The sequence below is a fragment of the Micromonospora sp. NPDC004704 genome (assembly GCF_053601675.1).
In genome coordinates this window covers 14,630-39,890 of record NZ_JBSGCD010000033.1, presented here as the reverse complement: position 1 = coordinate 39,890, position 25,261 = coordinate 14,630, and the positions used below count along the sequence as shown (strand labels likewise).

Below are 25,261 nucleotides of genomic sequence, written 5' to 3'. Positions count from 1 at the left end.
GAAAAGCAAAAGCCCGCCCCCCGAAACACAGGGGACGGGCTTTTCTTTGTAGCGGGGACAGGATTTGAACCTGCGACCTCTGGGTTATGAGCCCAGCGAGCTACCGAGCTGCTCCACCCCGCGTCGGCTCGTTAACACTAGCGCACCGGCACACGCGCCCGCAAAACGAGCCGACACATGGTCCTGACTTCAACGCTGACCAGGCACTTTGCCGTACGGGCGGGTGGGGCGGAAGGCTCCCGATCGGCGGTGCGCGATATTCGGCGGAGCGCCCCATACCCCAAAAAAGAGCTCGGGGTACGGAAATCAGCGAACTGATTCCCGTACCCCGAGCGAATGCCTTTACCAGCCGTAGGACGCTCAGCCGCTCGGCGTACCGGCCGGCGGACTCGGCGTGCTCGCCGGTGGCGTGGGTGAACCCGCCCCCGTCGGCGTGGAACCCGGCACCCCGGCCGCCCGCTGGGCCGCCTGGAACTCCGTCAGCGCCGTGTCGAGCGTCTTCAGCGACTTGCCCCACCGCTCGACGTCACCGGACGCCTGAGCGGCCTGGACCTCGGCGATCGCCTGCTGCACCTTGGCCGCCGCCGCCGCGAGTTCACCGGTGAGCGCCGGTGGCGGGGTCGGCGTCGCGCCGGGGCTCGGGGTGGCCGACGGATTGTCGGTCGGCGCCGGTGGGGTGGCGGGCGGCGGATTGTTGGCGCCGGCCGCCTTGCCCTGCTCGACGAGCTGTTTGATGCCGTCCTGCAACGTGTTGGCCAGTACGACGTACTCGCCGCCGTCGCCGTAGGAGAGCAGCACCCGCTGCAGCAGTGGGTACGCGTTCTGCTGGTTGCTCTTCACGTACACCGGCTCGACGTAGAGCATGCCGTCGCCGAACGGCAGTGAGAGCAGGTTGCCGTACTGCACCTGGGCCTGGTTGGACGAGAGCAGGTTGAGTTCCTGCCGGATCGCCGCGTTGTTGGTCATCTTCTGGTGCACCTGCACCGGGCCGGAGACCGCCGTCTGGTCGGGTAACTCCAGCACCTGCAACTGCGGCTGCCCGTTCACGTACGACCCGGAGATCAACGCGGCCAGGTTCTGCCGGCTGGCCGGTGTGACCGCCGAGGTGAGCTGGAACCTCGGCGTGTCCTGCCCGGGGAACTGGGTGAACAGGTAGTACGGGGGCTGCCGCTGGCCGGTGTCGGGGGCGTCCGGGACGTTCGGGACCTCCCAGAAGTCCTGCCCGGAGAAGAACTCCCTCGGGTCGGTGACGTGGAACTTGGCCAGCAGGTTGCGCTGCACCTTGAACAGGTCGGCCGGGTAGCGGAAGTGCGCGGCCAGGTCGGCCGGGATCTCCGACTTCGGCGTCACCAGGTCCCCGCCGAAGGCCTTGTTCCAGGCCTTGAGCACCGGGTCGGTCTCGTCGAACTCGTAAAGCTTGACGGTCCCGTCGTACGCGTCGACGGTGGCCTTGACCGAGTTGCGGATGTAGTTGACGTTCTCCCGGGCGAGCTGGAAGGTGCCCCGCCCGGTCAGCTCGTCGGCCGTCTCGGTCTGCAGGTTGACCTGCTCCGCGTACGGGTAGGTGGCGGCCGTGGTGTAGCCGTCGATGATCCACTGGATCCGGCCACCGACCAGCGCCGGGTACGGGTCGCCGTCCAGCGTCAGGAACGGGGCGACCTTCTCCACCCGGTCGCGCGGGTTACGTACGTAGAGCAGCTTGGAGTTCTCGTTGACCGCGGCGGAGAGCAGGAAGTTGCTCTCCTGCTCTTTGATCGCGTAGAGCAGCTTGCGGGTGAACGAGCCGATCTCCACCCCGCCGGTGCCGGTGTAGGTGTAGGTCTGCCCGCTGTTGTTCTCGCTGTCGTTGCCGGTCGGGCGGTCGAACTCGACGGTGCGGCCCGCGTCGGTCTGGCCGACGATCGCGTAGTCGCTGTCGTCCATCTGCTCGCCGTAGTAGATCCGCGGCTGCTCGGCCGGGATCTGCTCGGCCGAGGCGGAACACCCGGCCTGGGCCTGGTTGCCGAGGAAGCCGGAGACGAAGAACGGCTGGCCGCCGCAGACCACCTGGTTCGCCGGGGCGCTGACCAGCCCGTACCCGTGGGTGAAGACGGTGTGCCGGTTGATCCAGTTGCTCTGCTGGGTGGTCAGCTCGCCGTAGTTGATCTCCCGCATACCGACCACGTAGTCCTGGGTGGCGCCGTTGACCGTGTAGCGGTCGATGTCGAGCTTCGGGCCGAAGTCGTAGAAGCCACGGACCTGCTGCAACTGGGTGTAGGTCTCGGAGATCAGTTGCGGGTCGAGCAGCCGGATGTTCGGCACCACGGAGGTGTCGGTCGCCAGCGCGGCGGGGGGCTTCAGGTTGCCCGCGCCGTACGGGGTGGTCCGGGTCGCGGCCAGCCCGAAGGACGCCCGGGTCGCCTCGATGCTGCGCTGGATGTACTGCGATTCCTTGTCCTGGAGGCTCGGCTTGACCTCGAAGGTCTGCACCGCCCACGGGTAGATGCCGCCGATCGCCACCGCCGAGATGCCGAGCAGGGCCAGCGAGATGCCCGGCCAGACCAGGTTCCGCATCACCGCGTTGGAGAACACGATGATCGCGATCGCGACCACGATCGAGATGTAGGCCAGGATCTCCTTGGCCGGCAGCAGCGCGTTGATGTCGGCGTAGCCGGCACCGTAGGTGTTGACGCTCTCGTTGAACTCCAGCAGCATCGCCCGCCGGTCCAGCACGTACGCGATGGCCTTGAGCAGCACGAAGACCGCGACCAGGGTGGTCAGGTGGGCTCGGGCGGCGTTGGTCATCCGGTCGCCGACGCCCTGCAACCGGACCCCGCCGAAGATGTAGTGCACGGCGAGGGCGCCGATCACCGAGAGGACCACGACGGTGAAGCCGACCCCGAGCAGGTAGCGCCAGAACGGGAACTGGAAGACGTAGAAGCCGATGTCGATGCCGAACTCCGGGTCCTTGACCCCGAAGTCCTGGCCGTTGCGGAACAGCAGCCACTGGCTCCACCGGCTCTGCGCGGACAGGCCGGCGAAGAGGCCGACGATGACCGCGATCGCGCTGATCCAGGCGCCGATCCGGGGTGCCAGGGCCATCCGGTAGCGCTCGAGCGTGGCCTGTTCGGCCGAGTGCGGGCGCAGCACCGGGCGCAGCCGGTACGCCAGCCACAGGTTGCCGCCGATGATCACGGCCATGGCCGCACCGACCGAGGCGAACAGCCCGATCCGGGTGACCAGGACGTCGGTGAAGACCTGGGTGTACGAGACCTCGTCGAACCACAGCCAGTCGGTCCAGGCCTGTACCCCCCAGCCCAGCAGGGTGAACAGCAGGAACACCCCGACCAGTACGCCGACCGTCACGCGACCGCGCCGGCTCATTCTCGGTAGGGGACTGCTACGCATGACCACTGTTGGCTCCGCTCCACGGTGATCGGCTCCGACCAGGCACCCAGAGTACGGGGTCCACCTGAGCGGGATGAGCCCAAGGTGAGCCGAAGGTGAGCGGGCCGGTTCAGCAGCGTGGCGGTTGGCCTCCGGTGCGCAACAGGTTCAACGCGTTCAGTGCGTCCTTGAGGGTGGCGATCCGGTACAGCGGCAGGCCCGGTTGGGGGTTGCGGACGGCCTCCTCGCAGTTGTCCGCCGGCACCAGGAACGACACCGCGCCGGCCTGCTTGGCGCCGACCAGCTTCTGCGGGATGCCGCCGATCGGTCCGACGTTGCCCTCGTCGTCGATGGTCCCGGTACCCGCGATGATCTTCCCGCCGGTCAGGTCCTCGGGGGTCAGCTTGTCGATGATGCCGAGGGTGAACATGAGCCCGGCGCTCGGTCCCCCGATGTCGCCCAGGTCGATCTTCAGCTCGAACGGGTGCGGCTGCCGCTGCTCGATCTCCACCCCGATCCGGGGCGGCTGGCCGCTGGCCGCGGTGGTGGTGACCGTGGTGGTGCCGGGCGTGCCGCCGCGTACGAACCCGACGGTGAGGGCGGTGCCGGCCGGGTGGGCCCGGACCAGCTCGGTGAGCCTGGTCGCGGTGGGCACCGGCTCACCGTTGACCGAGGTGATCACGTCGTCGACCTTGAGCCGGTCCACCGACGGGCCGCCCGCGGTGACGACCTTGACCGCGACCTGCACCGGGAAGCCCAGCTCCCGCAGCGCGGCGGTCTCGGCACTGGTCTGGGACGCGGTGAAGTCCTCGGCGTTGCGCTCGTCGACCTGCTGCTGGGTCTGCCCCGGCGGGTAGATCAGCTCGCGCGGCACCACGGCCTCGGAGTCGGACAGCCAACCGGAGATGGCCGACAGCAGCCGTACGTCGGGCTGCACACCGACCGTGGTCAGCCGCAACTGCCCGGCCGAGGTGGAGGTCTCCCGGCCGGTCACCTGGATCACCTCCTTGCCGTCCTCGGTGCCCAGCGTGTTGACCGTCGGTCCGGGGCCGAGCACCACGTACGGGATGGGTGCTCCGATCACGCCGAGGCTGAGCAGGGCGGTGAGCAGCGCACCGAGCAGGACTGTGACCCCGCGACGTCTCATGCGCCAGAGCGTACCGAGGCCCCCCGGGGGTCCCGCCGGTCGAACCCCTTAGTTCTCCCTGAGCGCAACACCTGGACCGGCATCCGGGCCCCTCGCGCGCGTACCGTGGACGGGTGCCTGATATTCCGTTCGGCTTCGCGCTCCCGGGTGGCCAGCCGCCCGACCCCAACGACCCGCAGCAGATGCAGCAGTTCATGGCTCAGCTGCAACAGCTGCTCGCCGCACCGGGCAGCGGCCCGGTCAACTGGGATCTGGCCCGCCAGGTGGCGGCCAGCCAGCTCTCCTCGTCCGGGGACCCGGCGGTCACCCCGTTCGAGCGACACGCCGTGGAGGAGGCCCTGCGCCTCGCCGACCTCTGGCTGGAGCCCAGCTCGGCGCTGCCCTCGGGCATCCAGACCTCGGTGGCGTGGAACCGGAACGAGTGGATCTTCCGGACCCTCGACGTGTGGCGCAAGCTCTGTGACCCGGTCGCCGGCCGGATGGTCGCGGCCATGGGTGACCTAGTGCCGCCGGAGCAGCGGGCCCAGCTCGGCCCGATGCAGTCGATGGTCGCCAGCCTCGGCGGTGCCCTCTTCGGCGGTCAGCTCGGCCAGGCGCTCGGCTCGCTCGCCGCCGAGGTGCTCTCGGCCGGGGACATCGGCCTGCCGCTCGGACCGGCCGGCACGGCCGCGCTGGTTCCGGCCAACATCCGGGAGTACGGCACCGGCCTGGAGCTGCCGGAGGACGAGGTACGCCTCTACGTGGCCCTGCGCGAGGCGGCCCACCAGCGCCTGTTCGGCCACGTGCCGTGGCTGCGCGGACACGTGCTCACCGCCGTGGAGATGTACGCCGCGGGCATCACGGTGAACCGGGAGGCAATCGAGGAGGCGATGGGTCGGGTCGATCCGACCAATCCCGAGTCGTTGCAGGAGCTGGCCCTGGAGGGCATCTTCACCCCGGAGGACACGCCGTCGCAGAAGGCGTCGCTGGCCCGGTTGGAGACCGCGTTGGCCCTGGTCGAGGGCTGGGTCTGCCATGTCGTGGACAACGCCGCCGCAGAGCGGCTGCCGAACGTGGTCAAGCTCGGTGAGGCGTTCCGGCGGCGCCGGGCGGCCGGTGGGCCGGCCGAGCAGACCTTCGCCGCCCTGGTCGGGCTGGAACTGCGCCCGCGCCGGTTGCGGGAGGCGGCGGCGCTCTGGGCCGCGCTGACCGAGCACCGGGGCATCGCCGGCCGGGACGCCATCTGGGGACACCCGGACCTGCTGCCCTCCGGTGAGGACTTCGCCGACCCGGAGGGCTTCGCCCGCGCCCAGCTCGACCTCGACGAGTTGGACAGCTTCGACTTCACCCAGCCCGGCGGCCCCAAGGGCGGCGACCAGGGCGACAACGAGGGCGAGGGCCCGGAGCAGCCCGGGGACAAGAACCCCTCCTGACCGCCCGTGACGCGCCTCTCCGCCCCCGTCAGGGGGCGGAGAGCAGCGCCCTGGTGGTGTCCCACCCCTCGACGGCGGGATCCAGGGTGGCCAGCTCCGCCGGGCTGCGCAGGCGACGCCAGCCCGGCGTGACCGCCACCTCGGCCGGGTCCGGCGCGGCGGCCCGGAGCGCGTCCGCGTCCGCCGTGTCCAGGTCGATCTCCGACAGCCAGTCCGGCGCGGGCAGCCGCGCTGCCACCCCGAACAGCCCCGGTCCCGGCGCCGCCGGGGCGACCGCGACACTCCGGCTGGTCAGCGGCCGGAGCAGCTTGCCCAGGATCAGGCCGGGCAGGTCGGGGGCGTCGGCGACGATCACCGCCGCCTGGTCGTACCCGTCGGCGGCGGCGGCGGCAAGAGCGGCACCCACGGTACGGGCCGGCAGGTCGTAGATCGGCATCCCCGGCCAGACCACCGCGTCGGCCAGGGCCCGCTGCTCGGCGGTGGCGGCGATCGCCGGTTCCACCTCGCTGAGCGTGGCGATCAGGTCGACCACGTCCTCGGCGAGGGCGGTCTGCCAGCGGTTCGGGTCGGTTCCGGGGGGCGACCAGCGCACCGGCCCCAGCAGCGTTACCAGCAGTCGTCGGGCCATCCGGTGACCCTAGCCGGGCGCTCCCGCGCTCAGTCGGTGAGGTTGACCCCGGCGGCGGCCGCGACCCCCTCCAGGTATCCCCGGGCCCGCTCAGCCTTGGGATAGCGCCCCACCAGCGCCCAGAACCGGGCGTTGTGACTCGGTACGACGAGGTGGGTCAGCTCGTGCAGCAGGACGTAGTCGATCACCCAGTCGGGCATCTCCTGGATCCGGTGCGAGATCCGGATGGTCCGGTCGGCGGGCGTGCACGAGCCCCACCGCCCGTTCTGGTTGGTCACCCAACGTACGCTCGCCGGGATCGCGGCCCGCCCGTGTTCGGCGAGGTAGCGGTCGATCAGCCGCTGCGACCGCAGCAGGAGGTCGTCGTCGGAGCGGCCGGTGCGCTCCTCCCTGGCGGCCAGCCGGGCGAGCATCTTGTCGACCCACTCGCTCTCCTCGGCGCGGGAGAACTGGTCCGGGATGAGCACCACGACCCGCTCGCCGTCCCGGTACGCGGACACCGTCCGGCGCCGGCGCTCACTGCGCCGTACCTCGACGACCGGCTTGCGCGCCACAGCCATTACCGGTTCGCGACAGCCCGGGTTTCATTCACGAAGGAAAACTAATGCGTAGTGACCAGGGGACCGCAAGAGTCAACTCGTCAACACGCGCCAGGAAAATCCCGGTTAGCGGCCTGCCGTCCGAAAAAAATATTTGATCGGCCCCTCGGCGGGACCCGCACCGGGGGCTGACCGGTGCGTACGCGAGGGCAACCGGTGGGCGTCCCCACGGTAAACGATCAACCTGAGCGCTCCTCACGGGTACCCCCCGGAATGACGTTCTGAAGGCATTCAACCGGCGTGTCCCTGCGAAACTGACTTATCCGACCTATTCCGGCATGCACACTCTCGTCGTCGGCTTACTCACAGTGCCGGCGCATTGCTGACATGGAACCGCCCGCACCTGGGTAGGGTCCGCCGGACCGGCGGTCACACAGTCGTGATCGCGGAGAAACCCCAGCGCCAGGGCTTGGAGGCCCGCCGCCGGGCACCCGTCGGGTGAGCCAGCCGACGGGATAGGACGAGGAGGGGCACCGTGGCCGAAAAGGCCCAGACCTACAACGGTTACTGCGTGAAGTGCAAGGAAAAGCGCGATTTCGAGGGCAACGTCGAGGTGTCCAAGACGGGCATGAACATGGCCAAGGGCAAGTGTCCCGTCTGCGGCACCACGGTCAACCGGATCCTGGGCAAGGCCAAGGTCTGAACGACCGAGGGCGAACCCGCCCGCGGGGGTTGGGGCGGCCACCAGGCCGCCCCTTCCCGTACCCGCGGGTTACGGGCACTGTCGCGGTACGGACACCGCGCGTCATGTCCCGACGGCGACAGAAGTTACCCGCTGGTTGTGGATAACCCGCCAAGTCCTGTGGATAGTGCACGGCAGGGCCGGGCACGCCTGTGGATAACGATCGACCGACCGTTCGGCAACGATGACAGCGTGTCACCCATGACACGTACCACGCTCCCCCGGCCCACGCTCCTTCCCGGCCTGGCCAGGCTCTGGCGCGACCGGCACACCCTGCAACTCGGCCTCGATCCCAGCCGCGCCGTCCTGCTCGAAGTGGCCAACCCCGGCGCCGCCCGACTGCTCGACCTGCTCGACGGCACCCGCAGCGAACGGGCGATCCTGGACCAGGCCGTACGACTCCAGGTCACCCGCGACGACGCCCGTACGCTGATCGACACCCTCCGCGCCGCGGGCCTGGTCGTCGGGGCACACACCCTCCTCCCGGCGGACCTGCCCGAGCCGGCCCGTCAGCGGCTCTCCAGCGAGGCTGCGGCGATCGCCCTGCGCGGCCCGGACGCCACCGCCACCCCCGCCCAACTGCTGCGTCGGCGCCGCGCCGCGCGGGTCGTGGTGACCGGCCGGGGCCGGCTCGGCGGCCCGATCGCGGTCGCCCTCGCGCAGGCCGGCGTCGGCCACGTCCACCCTGACCTGGACGGTCGGGTCGGGGCCGACGACGTGACCGGTACCGGGCCGGCCGCCACGGACGTGCACCGGCCCAGCGCCGAGGCGGTCGCCGACGCCATCACCCGCGCCGCTCCCGGCACCGAGACCCGACCGGTCCGGCGCGGCCACGCCAGCCTGGTGATCCAGATCGGCGCCGACCGCCCGGCCAGCCTGCTCGCCGCCGGGTACGCCCAACGCCGGCAGGCGCACCTGCTGCTGAGCCTGCACGACGGCGTACCCGTGGTCGGGCCCCTGGTCCGGGCGGCCGGCGCCCCCTGCCTCAACTGCCGCGACCTGCACCGACGCGACCGCGACCCGGGCTGGCCGGAACTCGCGGCACAGCTCGCCGCCGACCCCGCGCTCCAGGCGTGCAGCACACCCACCCTGCTCGCGGCGGTCGGCTACGCAGCCGGCGAGGTCCTCGCCTTCCTCGACGGCGGTGTGCCGGAGACGATCGGTGCGGCGGTGGAGATCCGGACACCGGGGCGGTTCCGGCGCCGGACCTGGCCCCCGCACCCCGACTGCGGCTGCGGCACCCGCCGCCGGAAACCACGGTCCCCGGCGGCGTAGCAGGCGTCATCGGGGGCGCATCTTGCGGTCTCGGCAGAAGGAATATCGGTCAACCGGGGCCAGGGTGGCCCGAGCCACCCGCTGACGGCGGTCGTGACCACCGAAAGTCGGTAACAATGATCTGGTGACCGACATCCCACGCCGGGCCGTCTCCCGGACCGCCAAGCTAGCCGCCCTGCCGCTCGGCTTCGCCGGTCGGACCGTGCTCGGCGTCGGTAAGCGGGTCACCGGCCTCGCCTCGGAGGTGATCTCGGCCGAAATCCAGCAACGTACGGCCGAACAACTCTTCAGCGTGCTCGGGCAGCTCAAGGGCGGCGCGATGAAGTTCGGTCAGGCGCTCTCGGTGTTCGAGGCCGCGCTGCCGGAGGAGATCGCCGCGCCGTACCGGCAGGCGCTGACCAAGCTCCAGGAGTCGGCTCCGCCGCTGCCGGTGGCGAGCGTGCACAAGGTCCTGGCCGAACAGCTCGGACCGGACTGGCGGTCGTACTTCCTGGAGTTCGACGACAAACCGGCCGCCGCGGCGAGTATCGGGCAGGTGCACCGGGCCATCTGGAACGGGCCACCGGTCGTACCGGCCGGCACCCGGCGGCGCGGCACCAAGGCCAAGGCCGCCGCCACCGGCCGACCGGTCGCGGTGAAGGTGCAGTACCCCGGTGCCGGCGACGCCCTGCTCGCCGACCTCAAGCAGCTCTCCCGGCTCGGCAGCATGTTCCGGGCCATCCAGCCCGGACTGGACATCAAGCCGCTCCTCGCCGAACTGCGCGACCGGATCAGCGAGGAACTCGACTACGAACTGGAGGCGGAGTCGCAACGGGCCTTCGCCGCCGCGTACGCCGGTGACTCGGAGATCTTCGTGCCGGAGGTGGTCGCGGCGAGCCCCCGGGTGCTGGTCACCGACTGGGTCGAGGGCATCCCGATGTCCCAGATCATCGCCTCCGGGACGGAGGAGCAGCGCAACCAGGCCGGGCGGCACCTGGCCACCCTGCACTTCTCCGCGCCCGGTCGGGCCGGGCTGCTGCACGCCGACCCGCATCCGGGCAACTTCCGGCTGCTGCCGGACGGCCGGCTCGGCGTGATCGACTTCGGCGCGGTGGCCCGGCTGCCGGGCGGGCACCCCGAGCCCGTCGGCCGGCTGGTCCGGTTGGCCCTCGCCGGGGAGGCCGAGGCCGTGGTCGCGGGCCTGCGCGGCGAAGGCTTCATCAAACCGACCGAGGTGATCGACGCCGAGGCCGTGCTCGACTTCATCATGCCGGTGCTCGAACCGCTCTCGGTGGACGAGTTCCGGTTCACCCGCGCCTGGCTGCGGGTCGAGGCCGGACGGCTGACCAACCCGAGGTCACCGGCGTACCAGTTGAGCCGGCAGCTCAACCTCCCGCCGTCGTACCTGCTGATCCACCGGGTCACCCTCGGCTCCATCGGGATCCTCAGCCAGTTGGAGGCGAAGGCACCGTACCGGGCCATCGTGGAACGCTGGCTGCCCGGTTTCGCCCCGCCGGCCAGCACGGCGGAAAACGACTAGAGACGGAAACGAGCCGAGGGCGGATCCGGGTGCTGGGAAGCACTCTCGGATCCGCCCTCGGTCATTCGGGCCGGTCGGTGACGACCGGCGGGACGGGTCAGCGGGACCGCCCGCTCATCAGCGGGCGGCTCGCCGGGTGGTTAGTAGAGCCCCTGCTCGCGGGCGGCCCGACGGTGGGCCTCCAGTGCGATGACACGGGCGGAACGGGTTGCCTCAGTGCGCGTGGTGTGACGACCGGCCTGAGGCAGTCGCATTCGAGCACGTGACAACGCTTCTTGGATGAGATGCATCTCTTCGACTCCGTTTGGATTCTGGATCGCGGTGTTCGGGAAAACGTTCGATACCGGCAGGATGCCGGCGTACGACTGGATCGGGTTCATGTCAGGCCGCCAACCGGACAGCAGCGCGCGACTCGGACAGCCCATCGGCCGCCAACCGCGCCTCGGCCTCGACCCGCAGCATCACGTCACGCGCGACGTCCTCCTTGCGCGGACGGCCACGGGGCCGCTTGCGCGGAACAACCGCGCCACGCTCGAAGATCTCGCCGCCCCAGACGCCCCACGGCTCCGCTCGGTCCACCGCACCGGAGAGGCACTCGACGCGCAGCGGGCAGTCCCCGCAGAGCGACTTTGCCAGTTCCAGCTCGGTGGGCGAGTCGGCGAACCACAGGTCGGGGTCGAACTTCCGGCAGGGCAGATTCGCCTCCAACTCAACGGTCAGGTCAAGTGGAGCCAACGCCAGACTCATGGCCCGGTCACCTCTCTCTCGCTTCGATCTCGTGGATCGCTGTCCTACGTACTTGTGGCGAAACAAAAACTGAGGCCGCGGATCCCGGTAAGCGGGTTCCGCGGCCTCGAGGTGAGCCGGTGGTCTGTAGATCAGACCGGCCTTCCTCGAGGTGGAACACCGCGAACATCCATCCGCTTCTTGGCCAGTTGGATGCCTTCGCCCGTGAAGCCACTCGTGCCATTGATCCCCGCGGACGCGGCAACCCGGACCAGCTCGGCCTGGACCGGAGCCTGGTGCGCCTGGGGAACCAACGGAGTACCGACGGTCAGCAGAGTCCTGGCCGCCGACACCGGTGCGAGAACAGTCAGCGATGCCGACGGTCGCTCGTAGCGGTAGATCTCCATGGGACTCGCCTCCTGTCTCACACTCGTCGCCAACATGTCGTTACCCCTCTTGAGCAGGCCTTTAGCCCCTGCTCGCGAGGTGTGCCTTGAGGCTATTCCTCATCCGGGGGCGAGGGCAAACGGTTTTACGGCTCGATTGTCGAAGTTTTTTCCGGGCCCAACTCGTCCACTGTCGCGCCGCCCACCAGAGCGAGCACCGCCTCGCCGTACAGGCCGAGCTTGCGGGGGCCGATTCCGGCGATCGCCAGGAGCCCGTCGACGGCACTCGGACGGCGTTCCGCCAGCGCGGTCAGGGTGGCGTCGGTGAACACCACGTACGCAGGGACTTTCTGGGCACGGGCGACCCGTGAACGCCAGTCGAGCAGGCGTCCGTACAGCTCGTCGTCGAGATCCGACGGGCAGTCCGAGCAGCGCCCCAGCTTGCGGTCCACCCCGGCGAGCAGGGTGGCCCCGCAGATGCGGCAGGAGATGACCCGGTTCCGTCGCGGGTCGGGTTTCCGACCGGCGACCGCACCGGTCGGGCTCGCTGCCCGCTCGCCGCCGGAGCGGTCGAGCTGCGGCAGGAACCGGGACGGGCGCCGGGGCCGACCGCCGGGCGAGCGGGCCGAGGCGTACGACAGCCAGAGCCACTCCCGAGCGCGGGTCACCCCGACGTAGAGCAGCCGCCGCTCCTCCTCCACCTGCTCGACCGTCTTCGCGTACGTGGTCGGCAGGGTGCCGTCGGCGAGCCCGACCAGGAACACCGCGTCCCACTCCAGCCCCTTCGCCGAGTGCAGCGACGCCAGCGTCACCCCGTCCACGGTCGGTACGTGCTGCTGGGTTGCCCGCCGCTGCAACTCGGTACAGAAGTCCGCCAACGACACCGCCCGTTCCACCCACCCGACCGGGTCGCTCGCGACTGCGGGGCTGGCAAGCCCACTCCGCGCGCTCGCCGCCGCGGCGTCACCGATCGGCAGCAGGTTCGGGGTCCTCGCGTACTCCTCGGCGAGCTGGACCAGCGCGGCCAGGGCCTCCCAACGCTCCCGTGCCGCCCCACCGGGCGGGGGCTGTTCGCGGGCCCAGCCGACCGCGGAGAGCGCGTCGACGACCGCCTCGACCAGCGGGGTCTCGGCCGGCGTCGAGCGCACCGCCGAGCGGAGCGCGATCATCGCCTGGCGCACCTCGGTCCGCTCGAAGAACCGCTCGGCCCCCTGCACGAGGTACGGCACCTCGGCCTCGGCCAGCGCCTTCTCGTACGCCTCCGACTGCGCGTTGGTACGGAACAGGACGGCGATCTCCCGGGCCGGCGTACCGGAGGCGATGAGCTGCCGGCAGCGGGCGGCCACCGCGGCGGCCTCGGCCGGCTCGTCGGGGAAGATCCGCAGATCGGGCTCGGGTCCGGGCGACCGCTGACCGACCAGTTCCAGCCGGAGCTGCGCCTCGGTGCCGCGGGCCTGCCGGATCACCGCGTTGGCGAGTCCGACCACCTGCGGGGTCGAGCGGTAGTCCCGGACCAGCCGGACCACCACCGCGTCCCGCCGCCGACGCGGGAAGTCGACCAGGTACGCCGAGGTCGCACCCGTGAACGAGTAGATCGTCTGGCTGGCGTCGCCGACCACGGTCAGGTCGTCCCGCCCGCCGAGCCAGGCGTCCAGCAGTCGCTGCTGCAACGGGTTGACGTCCTGGTACTCGTCCACCACGAAGTGCCGGTACTGGGCGCGTACCTGCTCCCCGACGTCCGGGTGCTCCTCGATCCCCCAGACCGCGGCACGCAGCATGTCCTCGAAGTCGATCACCCCGTTGGCGCGCTTGACCTGCTCGTACGCGGCGAAGACCTCGGCAACCCGAGCCGGGTCGTGCGGTGTCTCGCGCAGCGCCTTGGCCGCCGCCACCACGTACTCGGCCGGCTCGACCAGCGAGGACTTCGCCCACTCGATCTCACCGGCGAGGTCCCGGGCGGCAGCCCGGTCCGTACGCAGCCCGGATCGTGCGGCGGCGAGGGTGACCAGCCGTACCTTGCTGTCCAGCAGTTCCGGCATCGGCCGACCCTCCAGCAGCCGGGGCGCGAAGTAGCGGACCTGGCGCAGCGCCGCCGCGTGGAAGGTGCGGGCCTGTACGCCGCCCACCCCAAGCGCGGTCAGCCGGGCCCGCATCTCGGCGGCGGCGCGGGCGGTGAAGGTGACCGCGAGCACATGTCGGGCGGCGATCTCCCCGGTGAGCGCACGGTGGGCGATCCGGTGGGTGATCGCCCTGGTCTTGCCGGTGCCCGCGCCGGCCAGGATGCAGACCGGACCGGCCGGCGCCGTGACCGCGGCGCGCTGCTCGGGATCCAGCCCGGCCAGCACCCGTTCCGCGCTTGAGTCAACCGCCACAGCTAGGAATCATCGCAGTCGGCTTCGGCGTTGCAGCGATTAGCCTGTCGATCGACGACTACTGGAGGACCTGATCATGCTGACCATGTACTCGACGTCCTGGTGCGGCTACTGCCACCGGCTCAAGTCCCAGTTCGATCGGGAGGGGATCGCCTACCAGGTGGTCGACATCGAGCAGGACCCGAAGGCGGCCGAGTACGTGATGAGCGTGAACAGCGGCAACGCCACCGTCCCCACCATCCTCTTCCCCGACGGCACCGCCCTGACCAACCCCTCCATAACCCAGGTCAAAACCCACCTCTCCACCCCCACCACCGCCTAACCGCCCCCACCCACCCCCACCCCCCACCCCACCGCCTCGTTGATCATGAAGTTAGCGACGCGACACGCCGAACAGCAGGTCGCTAACTTCATGATCAACGAGGCGTGACAGCGGGGGTGGGGATGGTGGACACCGGAACGGCGGTGGGGGTGGGGGCGGGGGGTGAGAGGTGGCGGCCCAGCCAGAGGAAGCGGGCCACGGCGAGCATGGCCACCGCCATCAGGGCGAAGAGCAGGCGGTAGTCGACCACCCCGACCAGGACCGCACCGAGCCCGATGGACAGCGACTGTGGGCCGCTGATCAGCGCCTCTGACGCCGCCGCGACCCGGCCGACCAGCGGCACCGGCGTACGTCGCTGGGTCAGCGTGTTGAGCGAGACGATCACCAGCGGCAGGGCGAAGCCGGCCATCACCATCGCCACGAACCCGAGCAGGAGATTCGGCTGGACCAGGGCGAGCACCGCCGGCGCGAAGATCGCCACCCCGGTGGCCAGCGCACCGACCTCGCCCAGCCGGCCGACGATCGTCGCCGACGACAGGCCGCCGAGCAGCCCACCGATCCCCTGCACGGTCAGCAGTACGCCGACGAAGGCCGGCGGTTGGCCGAGCCCCCGGTCGACGTAGGCGAAGATCAGCGACTCGCTGAAGCCCAGCACCAGCATGGTCATCGCGGTCCCGGACACCCCCCGCCGCAGCGCCAGGTCGTCGAACATGTGCCGTACGCCGGCTCCGATCTCGGCCAGCCAGCCCGGCTGCCGCGGGGCGGGTGCGTCCTCGCGTACCCGCATCCGGCTGACCGCGGCGGCTGCGGTGAGGAAACCGAGCGCGCCGAGGGTGGCCAGGGCCCAGCCGCCGACGCCCGCGTAGAGGGCCGCGCCGGCCAGCGGGCCGACCAACCGCAGTCCCTGTTTGACCGTCTGGAGGGCGCCGTTCGCCTCGGCCAGCAGGTCACCCGGGACGATCTCTTTGATCAAGCCGATCAGGGTCGCACTGAGCGCGACGTAGGAGAGCCCGTAGAGGGCGCTCACCCCGTAGATGATCCACACGTCGTCCCGGTCCCGGACCGCGTAGAGCGGGGTGAGCAGCGCCGCGGTGCCCAGGTTGACGGCGATGAAGAACACCCGTCGGCGGAACCGGTCCACCATCCAACCGACCAGCGGCGCGAGCCCCATCGGCGCGACGATCGCGAAGATGGTCGCCCCGGCCATCCCGTCGGAACCGGTCAGGTCCTTGACCCAGATGGCGAGCGCCAGGAGCAGGATCGACTCGGCGACCATGCTGGCGACGAGCCCTCCGAAGAGGAGGCGGAAGTCGGGGCGGCGGAGGATGGCACGCATGGCGAGGGGTCCCTTCGTGCGCGGCAGCGGCCCTAGCCGTCGTCCGCGTCAATCGGCTCGGGCGGCCGAGCCGGCACGCCCCAGGCGATGAACCGGACCGGTCGCGAACCGGGTGGTCGGGCTTCGGGGTCGGTCAGGCTCGGCAGCCGGCGGGAGAGCAACTCGGTGATGGCCTCGCCGATCTCGGTGAGCTGCGCCGGCGTGCACCAGCCCATCGACTGGGTGAGGAAGCCCGCCTCGCGCCACTGTGGCGTCTCCTCGTGCCGACCGCCCAGCCACTCGCGCAGCGCCCGGTATTCGAGGTCGAGCAGCACCTGATGGGCGGCGGTGCCGGCCCGTGACCCCGGATCGGCCTCGACGTGGTCCGGCTCCCGATCCGCGTACGCGGGCTCGACATCGTCCGTACGGGACGGGTCGCCCGGTCCCCAGCGGTACGGCTGGAGCACGATCCGCCAGGGACGTTGCCGTCCGGTGCCGCCGCCGGCCTCCTCGACGAAGCCGTAACGGGCCAACTGACGCAGATGCCAGGAGCAGTTCGCGGGGCTCTCGCCGACCTGTTCGGAGATCTCCGTCGCGGTGGCCGGACCGGAGAGCGCGACCACGTCGAGGATGCGCAACCGCAGCGGGTGGGCCATGGCACGCAGCATCCGTGGATCCCGGATGTCCCGGACGGCCGGTTGCGGCATGGCCGGAAGCGTAGCTTTCGAAAGCTTTCTTTGGAAAGAGATCCTTTCTTGGACACGCCGGGACCCCAATTCCGCACCGGAGTGCGACGGCCGGCATACTGACCGTGGGGGGCAGTCTGAAGCGGTCATCGCCCGGCACGGCCGGGCTCGACACACGATGTCCGGCGTCCGCCGGGCTCGAAACGATCGAGAGCGAGGACCAGTTGCCTCCAGCTCAGTCCAACTCGGCCGACTCCAAGTCGGCCGTGCCCAGCCCGCTGATGCGTCGTCGCCGGCTCGGTGCCGAGTTGCGTCGCCTGCGCGAGTCGGCCCGGCTCACCGGCGACCAGGTGATCGAGCAGATCGGCTGGGCATCGGCATCGAAACTGTCCCGACTGGAGAATGGTCGAAGCCGACCCGATCCACAGGACGTCATGGTCCTGCTGGAGCTATACGGGGTCACCGGGCCGCTGCGCGACGAGCTCGCCAGCATCACCCGGGAAGCCGGGGACGTACGGAGCTGGCTGCGCTCGTACCCGGTGATGACGCCACGGCAGCGCAGCTTCGCGGAATTCGAGGCCGGCTGCGCCGACATCCGCGAGTACAGCCCGGTCGTCGTGCCCGGCCTGCTCCAGACCAGGGAGTACGCCCGGACCCGGATCATCTCCTTCCGCCCGCTCGGCAACCACTCGACCGACGCGGAGAAGTCGGACGTGGAGGATCCGGAAACCGAGGTCGAGGCCCGGATGGCCCGGCAGGCCCGGCTGATCCACGAGACCCACCCGCCGCGCTACTCCGCCGTGATCGAGGAGGCGTCGCTCAGCCGCCGGGCCGGCTCGCCGGAGGTCGTACGCGGGCAGCTCAACCAGCTCTGCAAGCTCGCCGCGTTGCCGAACGTGACGTTGCAGGTGCTGCCGAGCCAGGCGCGGATCGCCAACTGGTACCTGCCGCACACCGGCTTCTCGCTCTACCGGTTCGCCGACCCGCAGGACCCGGAGACGCTGGCGATCGAGGGACACCTCACCAATCAGGTGCTCACCGATCGCGACGAACTCGACCGGTACACCGTGGTCTTCGACTGGCTCCAGTCCGCCGCGCTGACCGCCGAGGACACCCTGACGTGGCTGGCCGACGCGGCCGGGCGGGTCTCCAGCGAGCCGGGCCGGAATTCGTCGGGTCGCGGCTCGACGACACCGCCGATCCAGCGTCGGCGGACCGAACGCCTGACCGACCAGTGACTCGTCGCGGCCGGACGCCGTTGGAGGGACGGCCACCCGTCACGATGCACCAGTCAGGTAGGAGCTGACCATGAACACTGCCTGTTCGTCCCCGGTGCCGGACCCGCTCGGCGAGCACCTGGCCGGCGCCGCCTGGCGGACCAGTTCGCGCAGCCAGACGTCCAACTGCGTGGAGGTCGCGCCGCTCGGCGACGATCGGGCACCGGTGGCACTGCGCGACAGCAAGGACCGCGGCGGGCCGGTGCTGGTATTCGCCCGTACCGGTTGGTTGGACTTCATCGCCGGCGCCAAGGACGGCGAGTTCGACCTGAACTGAGCGTCCCCCGTCATCGAGGGCTGCCTGCCGCGTGTGACCGCGCGAGCCGGCAGCCCTCGACGTGTCCGATGACGAAACCGGGGCCGCCCCCGACAAACCGGCGGCCCCGGAACGTCTCCGCTCGCGGGCCGGTGGTGACGGAGTGGTCATCGGCCTCTGTGGAACCGTCCGAAGCGCTCAGTCACCTTTCGGCGCAACGGATCCGGCTCCCCGGCGCTCCTCCGGGGGCGCCCGGTCGGTTGCTGATCCACTGTGACACCACCACTGAGCAGGCATCACCCGAATGGCTGACCCGCAAAACCAATCAGCGCGTATCACTTGCCGGCGACGCTCCGGTGCGTAACATGACGAGTGGAACTACGTGGAACTTCCACGGACCAACTCCACTCAGTAGTTACACGATCATCATCCGTCACGGTTCATCCGGAGACGCCCATGCGGTTTCTGATCGTTCGCACCGACATCCGTACCGCGGCCGACGACGACCTGGCCTCGATCTGGGCCGGCGGTGGCCGGCTGCGCGACGAGCAGACCGCGCCCGAGAACCGCCGTCAGATCGTCCGCGCGGACGATCGCGACGCCGCCCTGATCCTGGCCCGAGCGCTGTCCACCGTCGGGGCCGTACGCTCCGGCCGGCAGCGGGTCAAGGTGGTGCCGCTGCGCGAACCCGAGCTGAAACCCCACGCCGAGTGGCGGGAACAGCCGGGGACAACCGGCCCGCCACCACGCACCACCCGATAGACGACCGCCGTACGCCGGCCCGGCTCCCCCGCCGTGCACCACGCCACAGCCGGCCTCGGCGGCCCATGATCTTGGCCCGTGACCGCCGCGGCAACGACGGTCACGGGCCAAGATTGTCCTGCGGGAGCCTCGCGGGCACAGAAGAACGCGGCGGGTCAGGCCTCGTCCAGCCACCGGTGGATCAGGTAGAGCGCGATCGACGAGGGCGGCGGCAGCCCCACCCGCAGCTCCGCGTCCGCGCCGACCCGGGCACCGGCGAGCACGTCGGTGATCTCCCGACGGCTGAACCAGCGGGCCTGGGCGATCTCGGTCGGATCGACCCGTACCGGCTGCGCCGGATCGGCCCGAGCCAGGAAGCCCAGCATCAGCGAGCCGGGAAAGGGCCAGGCCTGGCTGCCCGCGTACGCGAGGTGGTCCAGGCCGATGCCGACCTCCTCGGTCACCTCGCGGTGCACCGCCGCCTCGGCCGACTCACCCGGCTCGACGTACCCGGCCAGGCAGGAGAACCGGCGGACCCCGTCCCGCGGACGCCAGGCCGCGTTGTTGCCGAGCAGGCACAGCCCCTCCGGACCGGGCTTGCCGTCATGCACCAGCACGATCATCGCCGGATCGGTACGCGGCCAGACATGGTTGCCGCCGTCGTCGACCCGTGACCAACCCGCCTCGATCACCTCCGTCGGCAACCCCGTGGTCGACGAGTACGCGTGCCGCGCGTGCCAGTTGCCCAGCGCCACCGCGGTGGTGAACAGCCCCGCGTCGGAGTCACTGAGCAGGTGCCCCACGTCGCGCAGCGACACCGCCCTGGTGTCCGGCAGCACCGGCAGCGGCGCGTCTACCGCGAAGACCGGGGTGCCGTCCGGCTCCACCCCGAGGAAGAGCCGACCGAGGGCGTCCTCCGGCACGTCCGAGGCCGCCAGCAGCAGCAACGTCGGTTGGTCGGTGTCCGGGCCGGCGAGCGCCCGCCCGCCACCGGCGATGTCCACCACCAGGATCCGGGCCCGCTCCCAGGCGGCGGCCAACCACTCCGCATCGGCCCGCCGGTGCGCCGCCCGGTCGAGCGTGGTCCGGGCCAACGGTGGACCGTCCGCCATCTCCATCCAGGTCACGACGCCGTGGCCGCCGGCTCTACCGGGGTCAGCGCGGCGAGCGGCCCGGCGATCCGCGCCGCGTCACCGAGTACGACCGTGACCGCGCCAGCCGGAGCCAGGTACTTCGCCGCCGCGGCGGCCACCTCGTCCCGGGTGACCCGGGCCAACCGGGCCGAGTGCTCGGCCAGATAGTCCAGCCGCAGTCCGTAACCCGCGTACACGCTGGCCACCGCGGCCAGTCCGGCCTGCGTCGACACGCCGAGTTGCAGGGTGCCCAGGGCGTACTGGCGGGCCTGCTCCAGCTCGTCCTCCTTCGGCGGCAACGAGGCCAACCGGCCCAGCTCGTAGATCGTCTCCAGCAGGGCCGGACCGGTCACCTCGGTCGCCACGTCGGCCGCCACGATCAGGGACGAACCGGCGACACCGTGCTCGATCACCGAGTGCGGCCCGTACGTGTAACCCTTGTCCTCGCGGATGTTCTCCACCCAACGGGACGAGAAGTAGCCGCCGAAGACCAGGTTCGCCAGGTGCAGCGCGGCATGGTCCGGATGCGTACGCGGCACCGCCGGCAGCGCCATCCGCAGCGACGACTGCACCGAGTCCGGGCGGTCCACCAGCACCAACGGCCCCGGTGTCAGCGCCGGTGCGGGCGGCAGTTCGACCGCCCGTCCCGCACCCTTCCACCGACCGAGGGTGGACTCGGCGGCGTCCAGCGCCCGCTCCGGCCGTACGTCACCGACGATGACCAGGACCGCGCCGTTGGGGTGCACCCGATCGGTGTGCAGGGTACGCAACTGGCCCGGCCGGACCGCTCGTACCTGCTCCGGTTCCGGGGTCTGCACCGCGTACGGGTGCTTGCCGTACATCCGGTGCAGCAGCGCCTCCCGGGCCAGGTGCGACGGCTGGCTCTTGGCGACCTGGATGTGGTCGATCATCCGGTCCCGCTCGTTGGCCACCTCGTCGGACGGGTAGGCCGCGTCGGTGAGCACCTCGGCGAGCAGTTCCAGGATCCGGTCCAGGCCGGTGACCAGCCCGTTGCCGGAGATCATCAACCGGTCCGGGTCGGCACCGGCGGCCAACCCACCGCCCACCTTCTGCAGCTCGGAGGCGATGTCCAGGTTGGACATCGTGCCGGTGCCGGAGAGCAGGGTCTGGGAGAGCAGCACCGCGCGGGCCAGCGGTGCCCGGCCGAACGGCACCCAGAGGCGTACCTCGACCAGGGGCACCGAGGGCCGTCGGACGGCGATCACGGTCAGCCCGTTGGGCAGCGTCCGCTCCGCCTGGGTGGGCACCTTGAGCTTGCGGGTCGGGCCCAGCGCGGGCAGGGCGAGCTTCACCTCATCGCTGGTGGAGCTGACGGTGCCGTTCACTTCGCTCCTCCGGGGATGACCTCGACGGCCGCCCGACGCTCCGGACGCAGGGTCGCGGCGGCAGCCCGTACCTGCTCCTCGGTGACCTCGCCGAGCAGCCGGGGCAGGTCGTTGATCAGTTCGGGGGCGCCGCGCTGCTGTTCGAGTGCGGCCATCTGCAGGGCCCGGCCGAGCACCGCGTCGGTCCCCCGCAGCAGGTGCGTCGCCATCCGGGCCTGGGTACGGGCCAACTCGCCGTCGACCAGCCCGTCCACCGCGATCCGGGACGTCTCCTCGTCGATGGTGCGCAGGACCTTCTCCACGTCACCGCCGGGCGGCAGGTGTGCCTCCACCAGCAGCGCGGTGGGGTCCCGTACGCCGAACGGCTCACCCATGAAGCCCAGGTAGCCGCCGATGCTGGTGACCGTACGGTCGCGCAGGACCAGCCGCTCGACCAGCCGGGAGGCGTCGCCGTCGGTCAGGACCTCGGCCAGCACCACGTACGGCAGGTAACCGGTCAGGTCGGCGACCGGGTCCGGTACCCGCCACGCGGCCGCGACCGCGGGCAGTGGCGCCAACCGGTCCGAGTACGACTGCCGCCGCTCGCCGGTCAGGTCCGGCTCGGCGAAGTCGGGCCGGACCGGCGCCGGTCGCGCCGGTACGGAGTCGAAGTGCCGGGCGACCAGTTCCCTGGTCTGTGCCACGTCCAGGTCCCCGCCGATGGCGAGTACGGCGTTGCCGCAGGCGTAGTAGCGGTCGAAGAACTCGGCCGCCTCGTCGACGGTGGCGCTCTCCAGGTCGTCGAAGGAGCCGTAGCCGTCGTGCGCGTTCGCGAAGGTGTCGAACATGATCGGCGGCAGCCGGAGCCAGGGGAAACCGCCGTACGGGCGGTTGAGGACGTTGACCCGGATCTCCTCCTTGACCACGTCGACCTGGTTGCGCAGGTTCTCCTCGGTCAGCCGGGGACCGCGCATCCGGTCGGCCTCGAGGAAGAGGGCGCGTTCGAGGGCGTTGCTGGGCAACGTCTCGAAGTAGTCGGTGTAGTCGAGGTGGGTGGAGCCGTTGAACGTGCCGCCGGCACCCTGCACGTACCTGAAGTGGGCCAGCTTCTCCAGATTCGCCGAGCCCTGGAACATCAGGTGCTCGAAGAGGTGGGCGAAGCCGGTCCGGCCCTCGGGTTCGGATCGGATGCCGACGTCGTAGACGACCGCCACACCGATCACCGGGGCGCTGCGGTCCTGGGTCAGCACCACCCGCAGACCGTTGTCGAGGGTGAACCGCTCGACCGGATACTTCGTTGCTGGAATCTTTGATCTCCGCGCCGCCACGACCCGACCCTAGCGCGTCCCCACACCCGCGTGCGGCGCCGTTGCCCCGACCGGGGACAGCGGATCGACCGCCGCGCCGATGCGGGTGAGCGGGAGCACCTCCCGGCCGACCCGGTACGCCTCCTCCAGGTGTGGCCAGGCGGAGAGGACGAACTCGTCGACGCCGAGCGCGGCGTACTCGTCGAGCCGGGCGGCGACCTCGGCGTAGCTGCCGACGAGCGCCGTACCGGCGCCCTCGCGGACCAGGCCGACCCCGGCCCAGAGGTTCGGCGCGATGGTGAGCCCGCCGGTGGTGCCGGCGTTGAGCGCGGCCATCCGGGCCTGGCCGACCGAGTCCATCCGGGCGAACCGGGCCTGCGCGGCGGCGATCCGGGCCGGGTCCATCCCGGCGAGCAGCCGGTCCGCCTCGGCCCACGCCTCGTCCGCGCTCTCCCGGGCGATGACGTGCAACCGCAGACCGGTACGGAGCACCCGGCCGTGCTCGGCGGCGAGCCGGCGGATCCGGGAGACCCGTTCGCCGATCACGGTCGGCGGCTCGCCCCACATCAGGTACACGTCGGCGAGCCGGGCGGCCACCGCCTCGGCGGCCGGGGAGGCTCCCCCGAAGTAGATCGGCGGCGGCTCGGCCAGCGGGGTGGACAGGCCGCCGCGCTCGATCCGGTAGTGCTCGCCGGAGTAGTCGAACGGCGTACCCTGCCAGGCCAGCCGGAGCACCTCCAGGGCCTCGGCGGTCCGGGCGTAGCGGGCGTCGTGGTCGAGGAAGTCGCCGTACGCCCGCTGCTCGGCCGGGTCACCGCCGGTGACGATGTTGATCGCCAGCCGGCCGTCGGAGATCGCCTGGAACGCCTCGGCCTGCTGGGCGAGCAGGGTCGGCAGGGCGAACCCGGCGCGGACCGCCACCAGTAGCCGCAGCCGGGTGGTGTGCCGGGCGACGGCGGCGCAGACGATCCACGGGTCGGGGCACCCGGAGCCGACGGGGGTCAGCGCCGCGGTGAAACCGGACTCCTCGGCTGCCCTGGCCACCTGGCTCAGGTAGTCCACGCTCGCCACCCGGTCGTGCCGGGCGGCTCCGGCCCGTACGGTCGCGGCACCCACCTGGTGACCGTCGCCGGAGGTGGGGAGGAACCAGTGGAAGGTCACGGTCTGCTCGCCTCCCGCGCCGGGGCGCGCTCGGTGGATCGGATCTCTATCTCTGTAAGTCCTACTAGTTAGATAGGGATCTTGTCCAGAGGCATTCGTGCTGCGGGACGGACGGGGCTCGATCCGGGGTGCGGTGATCGGCGATCCGGGCGTCAGGCGGTGGCGACGAGTGGGCTGGTCACCCCGTCGAGGGCGGCGAACCGGTACGCGATGCCCCTGGCCTGGCCACGGATCTCCGGTACGGCGGTGGTCTCCCACAGCCGCCCCCGGCGCGGTGAACCGAGGGTCCAGAGCGGGGCGGTGGGCGTACCGTCGCGCCCCAGGACCGCACCGGCGTGGTCCACGTCCAGCCCGAGCCCGTACGGCCCCGACCGGGCGAGACCGTCGGCCAGCAACTGCCGTACCAGGGGATCCGCCGAGGCGGGCAGCCGCCCCGGACCGGTGCAGTTGACCACCGCGCCGTACCCGTCGAGCCGGTCGTCGGCGCCCGACGCCGGGGCACGGTGCCCGAGCCGTACGTTCAGTCCGCCCTCCGACCTCGGCTCGATCGCCTCCACCACGGCCGCCCGTACGGCCAGCCGGCCGGTGTCCCGCAGCCGCCCCACCTCGTCGGCGATCTCCGGGGCCATCCGGTGCCGGTGCACCTCCCAGTGCCGGGCCAGGTGCCGCAGGAACCGGTCCCGGTCCGCCGACGAGAACCCGGCCCAGTAGGTGTCCAGCCGGGGACGCAGCCCGTCGACCACGGCCCGCCAGTCGGCACCCGCCTCGACCAGGGCACGAACCTGGCGGACCAGCCGACGCAGCGACTCGGGCGCCTGCGGCAGCGCGGTCGGGACCGGTGCCGGCGGGCCCGGCCGGTGCTGGGCGTTCGGCAGCAGTCCGTGCCGGGAGACGGCGACCATCGGGCCCCGGTGGCCGGCGGCATCCAGGCTCAGCGCCACGTCGACCGCGGTGAGGCCGGTGCCGACCAGCAGTACCGGCTGGTCGGGCGGGACCGTGTCCAGTGCGCCGGGCAACCACGGGTCGCGCACGTAACCCGATCCCCGCGCACCGGAGGCCGGCCACCGCTGCGCCGGGTCCGCCGAGGCGGGGGCCCCGATCGCGAGTACGGTCCGGTCGGCGGAGAGCCACTCGCCGGATTCGAGTTCGGCGCGCACCCGCCCACCGGTGTCGACGATCCGGCGTACCCGGTCCCGGACGATCCGCAGCCGACCCGGCGCGTCCCGCCCGACCCCGCCGAGTACGTCCCGCAGGTAGTCGCCGTACCAGCTCCGGGGCATGAAGTCACCGGCGGCGACGGCCGGGCGTCGGACCCGACACCAGTCGACGAAGTCGCCGGGCGCGTCCGGGTCGGCGCTCATCGTCCCGGCGGGTGAGTTGAGCAGGTGCCACGGCTGGGCCGCCGGCCCGTACGCCACTCCGGTGCCGGGGGACGCGGCCGGATCGACCATCGTCACCGAGGCGGCGGTGTGCCGCAGGAGTTCCCGGCTGACCAGCACGCCGCTACAGCCACCACCCACCACCAGCACCGTCCGGCTCATCCCGCCGCCCCTCGATGTTGATCTGGAAAATCCTATGCAGAAAGTAGGAGATCAACGACCTCGCCCGCTAGCGGTCGTGACAAAT

22 protein-coding genes and 1 tRNA gene are annotated in these 25,261 nt (G+C 71.2%); 8 read left to right on the top strand and 15 right to left on the bottom strand.

Annotated elements, in window-relative coordinates:
• Positions 1-49: 49 nt before the first annotated feature.
• From ACWEFB_RS30920 to ACWEFB_RS30910, 3 genes are all read right to left on the bottom strand, one after another.
• A tRNA-Met gene (locus ACWEFB_RS30920) sits at positions 50-123 on the bottom strand.
• A 237-nt stretch (positions 124-360) separates the two neighbouring features.
• A complete protein-coding gene (locus ACWEFB_RS30915) occupies positions 361-3,387 on the bottom strand; it encodes a UPF0182 family membrane protein (RefSeq protein WP_452291052.1) in 3,027 nt (1,008 codons plus the stop codon).
• A 109-nt stretch (positions 3,388-3,496) separates the two neighbouring features.
• A complete protein-coding gene (locus tag ACWEFB_RS30910; protein ID WP_452291050.1) occupies positions 3,497-4,513 on the bottom strand; it encodes a YlbL family protein in 1,017 nt (338 codons plus the stop codon).
• Between the two features lie 182 nt (positions 4,514-4,695).
• Between ACWEFB_RS30910 and ACWEFB_RS30905 the strand changes: the two genes are divergently transcribed.
• Positions 4,696-5,925, top strand: a complete 1,230-nt coding sequence (locus ACWEFB_RS30905) for a zinc-dependent metalloprotease (protein ID WP_452291102.1) — start codon at positions 4,696-4,698, stop codon at positions 5,923-5,925.
• Positions 5,926-5,953: 28 nt separating this feature from the next.
• Here the strand turns inward: ACWEFB_RS30905 and ACWEFB_RS30900 are convergent, their stop codons facing one another.
• Complete coding sequence (locus ACWEFB_RS30900; protein WP_452291048.1) at positions 5,954-6,553, bottom strand: hypothetical protein; 600 nt, start codon at positions 6,551-6,553, stop codon at positions 5,954-5,956.
• A 29-nt stretch (positions 6,554-6,582) separates the two neighbouring features.
• The gene (locus ACWEFB_RS30895; protein ID WP_326562676.1) at positions 6,583-7,113 is read right to left on the bottom strand and encodes a M48 metallopeptidase family protein; all 531 of its coding nucleotides are present in this window, start codon (positions 7,111-7,113) and stop codon (positions 6,583-6,585) included.
• Between the two features lie 514 nt (positions 7,114-7,627).
• Here ACWEFB_RS30895 and ACWEFB_RS30890 point away from each other — a divergent pair.
• From ACWEFB_RS30890 to ACWEFB_RS30880, 3 genes are all read left to right on the top strand, one after another.
• On the top strand, positions 7,628-7,795 hold the full coding sequence (locus ACWEFB_RS30890; RefSeq protein WP_165436864.1) for a DUF5679 domain-containing protein: 168 nt from the start codon (positions 7,628-7,630) through the stop codon (positions 7,793-7,795).
• Between the two features lie 240 nt (positions 7,796-8,035).
• Positions 8,036-9,109, top strand: a complete 1,074-nt coding sequence (locus ACWEFB_RS30885; protein WP_452291046.1) for a hypothetical protein — start codon at positions 8,036-8,038, stop codon at positions 9,107-9,109.
• A 124-nt stretch (positions 9,110-9,233) separates the two neighbouring features.
• Positions 9,234-10,628, top strand: coding sequence for an ABC1 kinase family protein (locus ACWEFB_RS30880; protein ID WP_326562674.1), 1,395 nt, complete (start codon positions 9,234-9,236; stop codon positions 10,626-10,628).
• 381 nt (positions 10,629-11,009) lie between these two features.
• Here the strand turns inward: ACWEFB_RS30880 and ACWEFB_RS30875 are convergent, their stop codons facing one another.
• The 3 genes from ACWEFB_RS30875 to ACWEFB_RS30865 form a co-directional block, all read right to left on the bottom strand.
• The gene (locus tag ACWEFB_RS30875; protein WP_452291043.1) at positions 11,010-11,375 is read right to left on the bottom strand and encodes a WhiB family transcriptional regulator; all 366 of its coding nucleotides are present in this window, start codon (positions 11,373-11,375) and stop codon (positions 11,010-11,012) included.
• A gap of 131 nt (positions 11,376-11,506) precedes the next feature.
• Complete coding sequence (locus ACWEFB_RS30870; RefSeq protein WP_452291041.1) at positions 11,507-11,761, bottom strand: hypothetical protein; 255 nt, start codon at positions 11,759-11,761, stop codon at positions 11,507-11,509.
• A gap of 125 nt (positions 11,762-11,886) precedes the next feature.
• A complete protein-coding gene (locus ACWEFB_RS30865) occupies positions 11,887-14,112 on the bottom strand; it encodes an ATP-dependent DNA helicase UvrD2 (RefSeq protein WP_452291039.1) in 2,226 nt (741 codons plus the stop codon).
• Positions 14,113-14,188: 76 nt separating this feature from the next.
• Between ACWEFB_RS30865 and ACWEFB_RS30860 the strand changes: the two genes are divergently transcribed.
• Positions 14,189-14,434, top strand: a complete 246-nt coding sequence (locus ACWEFB_RS30860; protein ID WP_326562670.1) for a mycoredoxin — start codon at positions 14,189-14,191, stop codon at positions 14,432-14,434.
• Between the two features lie 94 nt (positions 14,435-14,528).
• Here ACWEFB_RS30860 and ACWEFB_RS30855 read toward each other — a convergent pair whose 3' ends face one another.
• Together ACWEFB_RS30855 and ACWEFB_RS30850 are read right to left on the bottom strand one after the other, a co-directional pair.
• Positions 14,529-15,770: an MFS transporter gene (locus ACWEFB_RS30855; protein WP_452291036.1), complete on the bottom strand. Its 1,242-nt coding sequence runs from the start codon at positions 15,768-15,770 to the stop codon at positions 14,529-14,531.
• A 32-nt stretch (positions 15,771-15,802) separates the two neighbouring features.
• On the bottom strand, positions 15,803-16,456 hold the full coding sequence (locus ACWEFB_RS30850) for a winged helix-turn-helix domain-containing protein (protein WP_452291034.1): 654 nt from the start codon (positions 16,454-16,456) through the stop codon (positions 15,803-15,805).
• 260 nt (positions 16,457-16,716) lie between these two features.
• Between ACWEFB_RS30850 and ACWEFB_RS30845 the strand changes: the two genes are divergently transcribed.
• From ACWEFB_RS30845 to ACWEFB_RS30835, 3 genes are all read left to right on the top strand, one after another.
• Positions 16,717-17,673, top strand: coding sequence for a helix-turn-helix domain-containing protein (locus ACWEFB_RS30845; RefSeq protein ID WP_452291100.1), 957 nt, complete (start codon positions 16,717-16,719; stop codon positions 17,671-17,673).
• Between the two features lie 70 nt (positions 17,674-17,743).
• A complete protein-coding gene (locus ACWEFB_RS30840) occupies positions 17,744-17,989 on the top strand; it encodes a DUF397 domain-containing protein (protein WP_326562667.1) in 246 nt (81 codons plus the stop codon).
• 435 nt (positions 17,990-18,424) lie between these two features.
• Positions 18,425-18,730, top strand: coding sequence for a hypothetical protein (locus tag ACWEFB_RS30835; protein WP_326562666.1), 306 nt, complete (start codon positions 18,425-18,427; stop codon positions 18,728-18,730).
• A gap of 155 nt (positions 18,731-18,885) precedes the next feature.
• On the opposite strand, the gene nudC is transcribed toward ACWEFB_RS30835, so the two are convergent.
• The 5 genes from nudC to ACWEFB_RS30810 form a co-directional block, all read right to left on the bottom strand.
• Positions 18,886-19,821 (bottom strand): NAD(+) diphosphatase, encoded by a 936-nt coding sequence (nudC, locus tag ACWEFB_RS30830; protein ID WP_452291097.1) that lies wholly within the window; start codon positions 19,819-19,821, stop codon positions 18,886-18,888.
• Positions 19,822-19,832: 11 nt separating this feature from the next.
• Positions 19,833-21,188, bottom strand: coding sequence for a M16 family metallopeptidase (locus ACWEFB_RS30825; RefSeq protein WP_452291031.1), 1,356 nt, complete (start codon positions 21,186-21,188; stop codon positions 19,833-19,835).
• Entirely contained in the window at positions 21,185-22,495 is a 1,311-nt protein-coding gene (locus tag ACWEFB_RS30820) for a M16 family metallopeptidase (protein WP_452291029.1), read from the bottom strand. The genes ACWEFB_RS30825 and ACWEFB_RS30820 overlap by 4 nt, the downstream gene beginning before the upstream one ends.
• A 9-nt stretch (positions 22,496-22,504) precedes the next feature.
• Positions 22,505-23,635, bottom strand: a complete 1,131-nt coding sequence (locus ACWEFB_RS30815; protein ID WP_452291027.1) for an LLM class flavin-dependent oxidoreductase — start codon at positions 23,633-23,635, stop codon at positions 22,505-22,507.
• Between the two features lie 152 nt (positions 23,636-23,787).
• Positions 23,788-25,176: an FAD/NAD(P)-binding protein gene (locus ACWEFB_RS30810; protein WP_452291025.1), complete on the bottom strand. Its 1,389-nt coding sequence runs from the start codon at positions 25,174-25,176 to the stop codon at positions 23,788-23,790.
• Positions 25,177-25,261 lie beyond the last annotated feature (85 nt).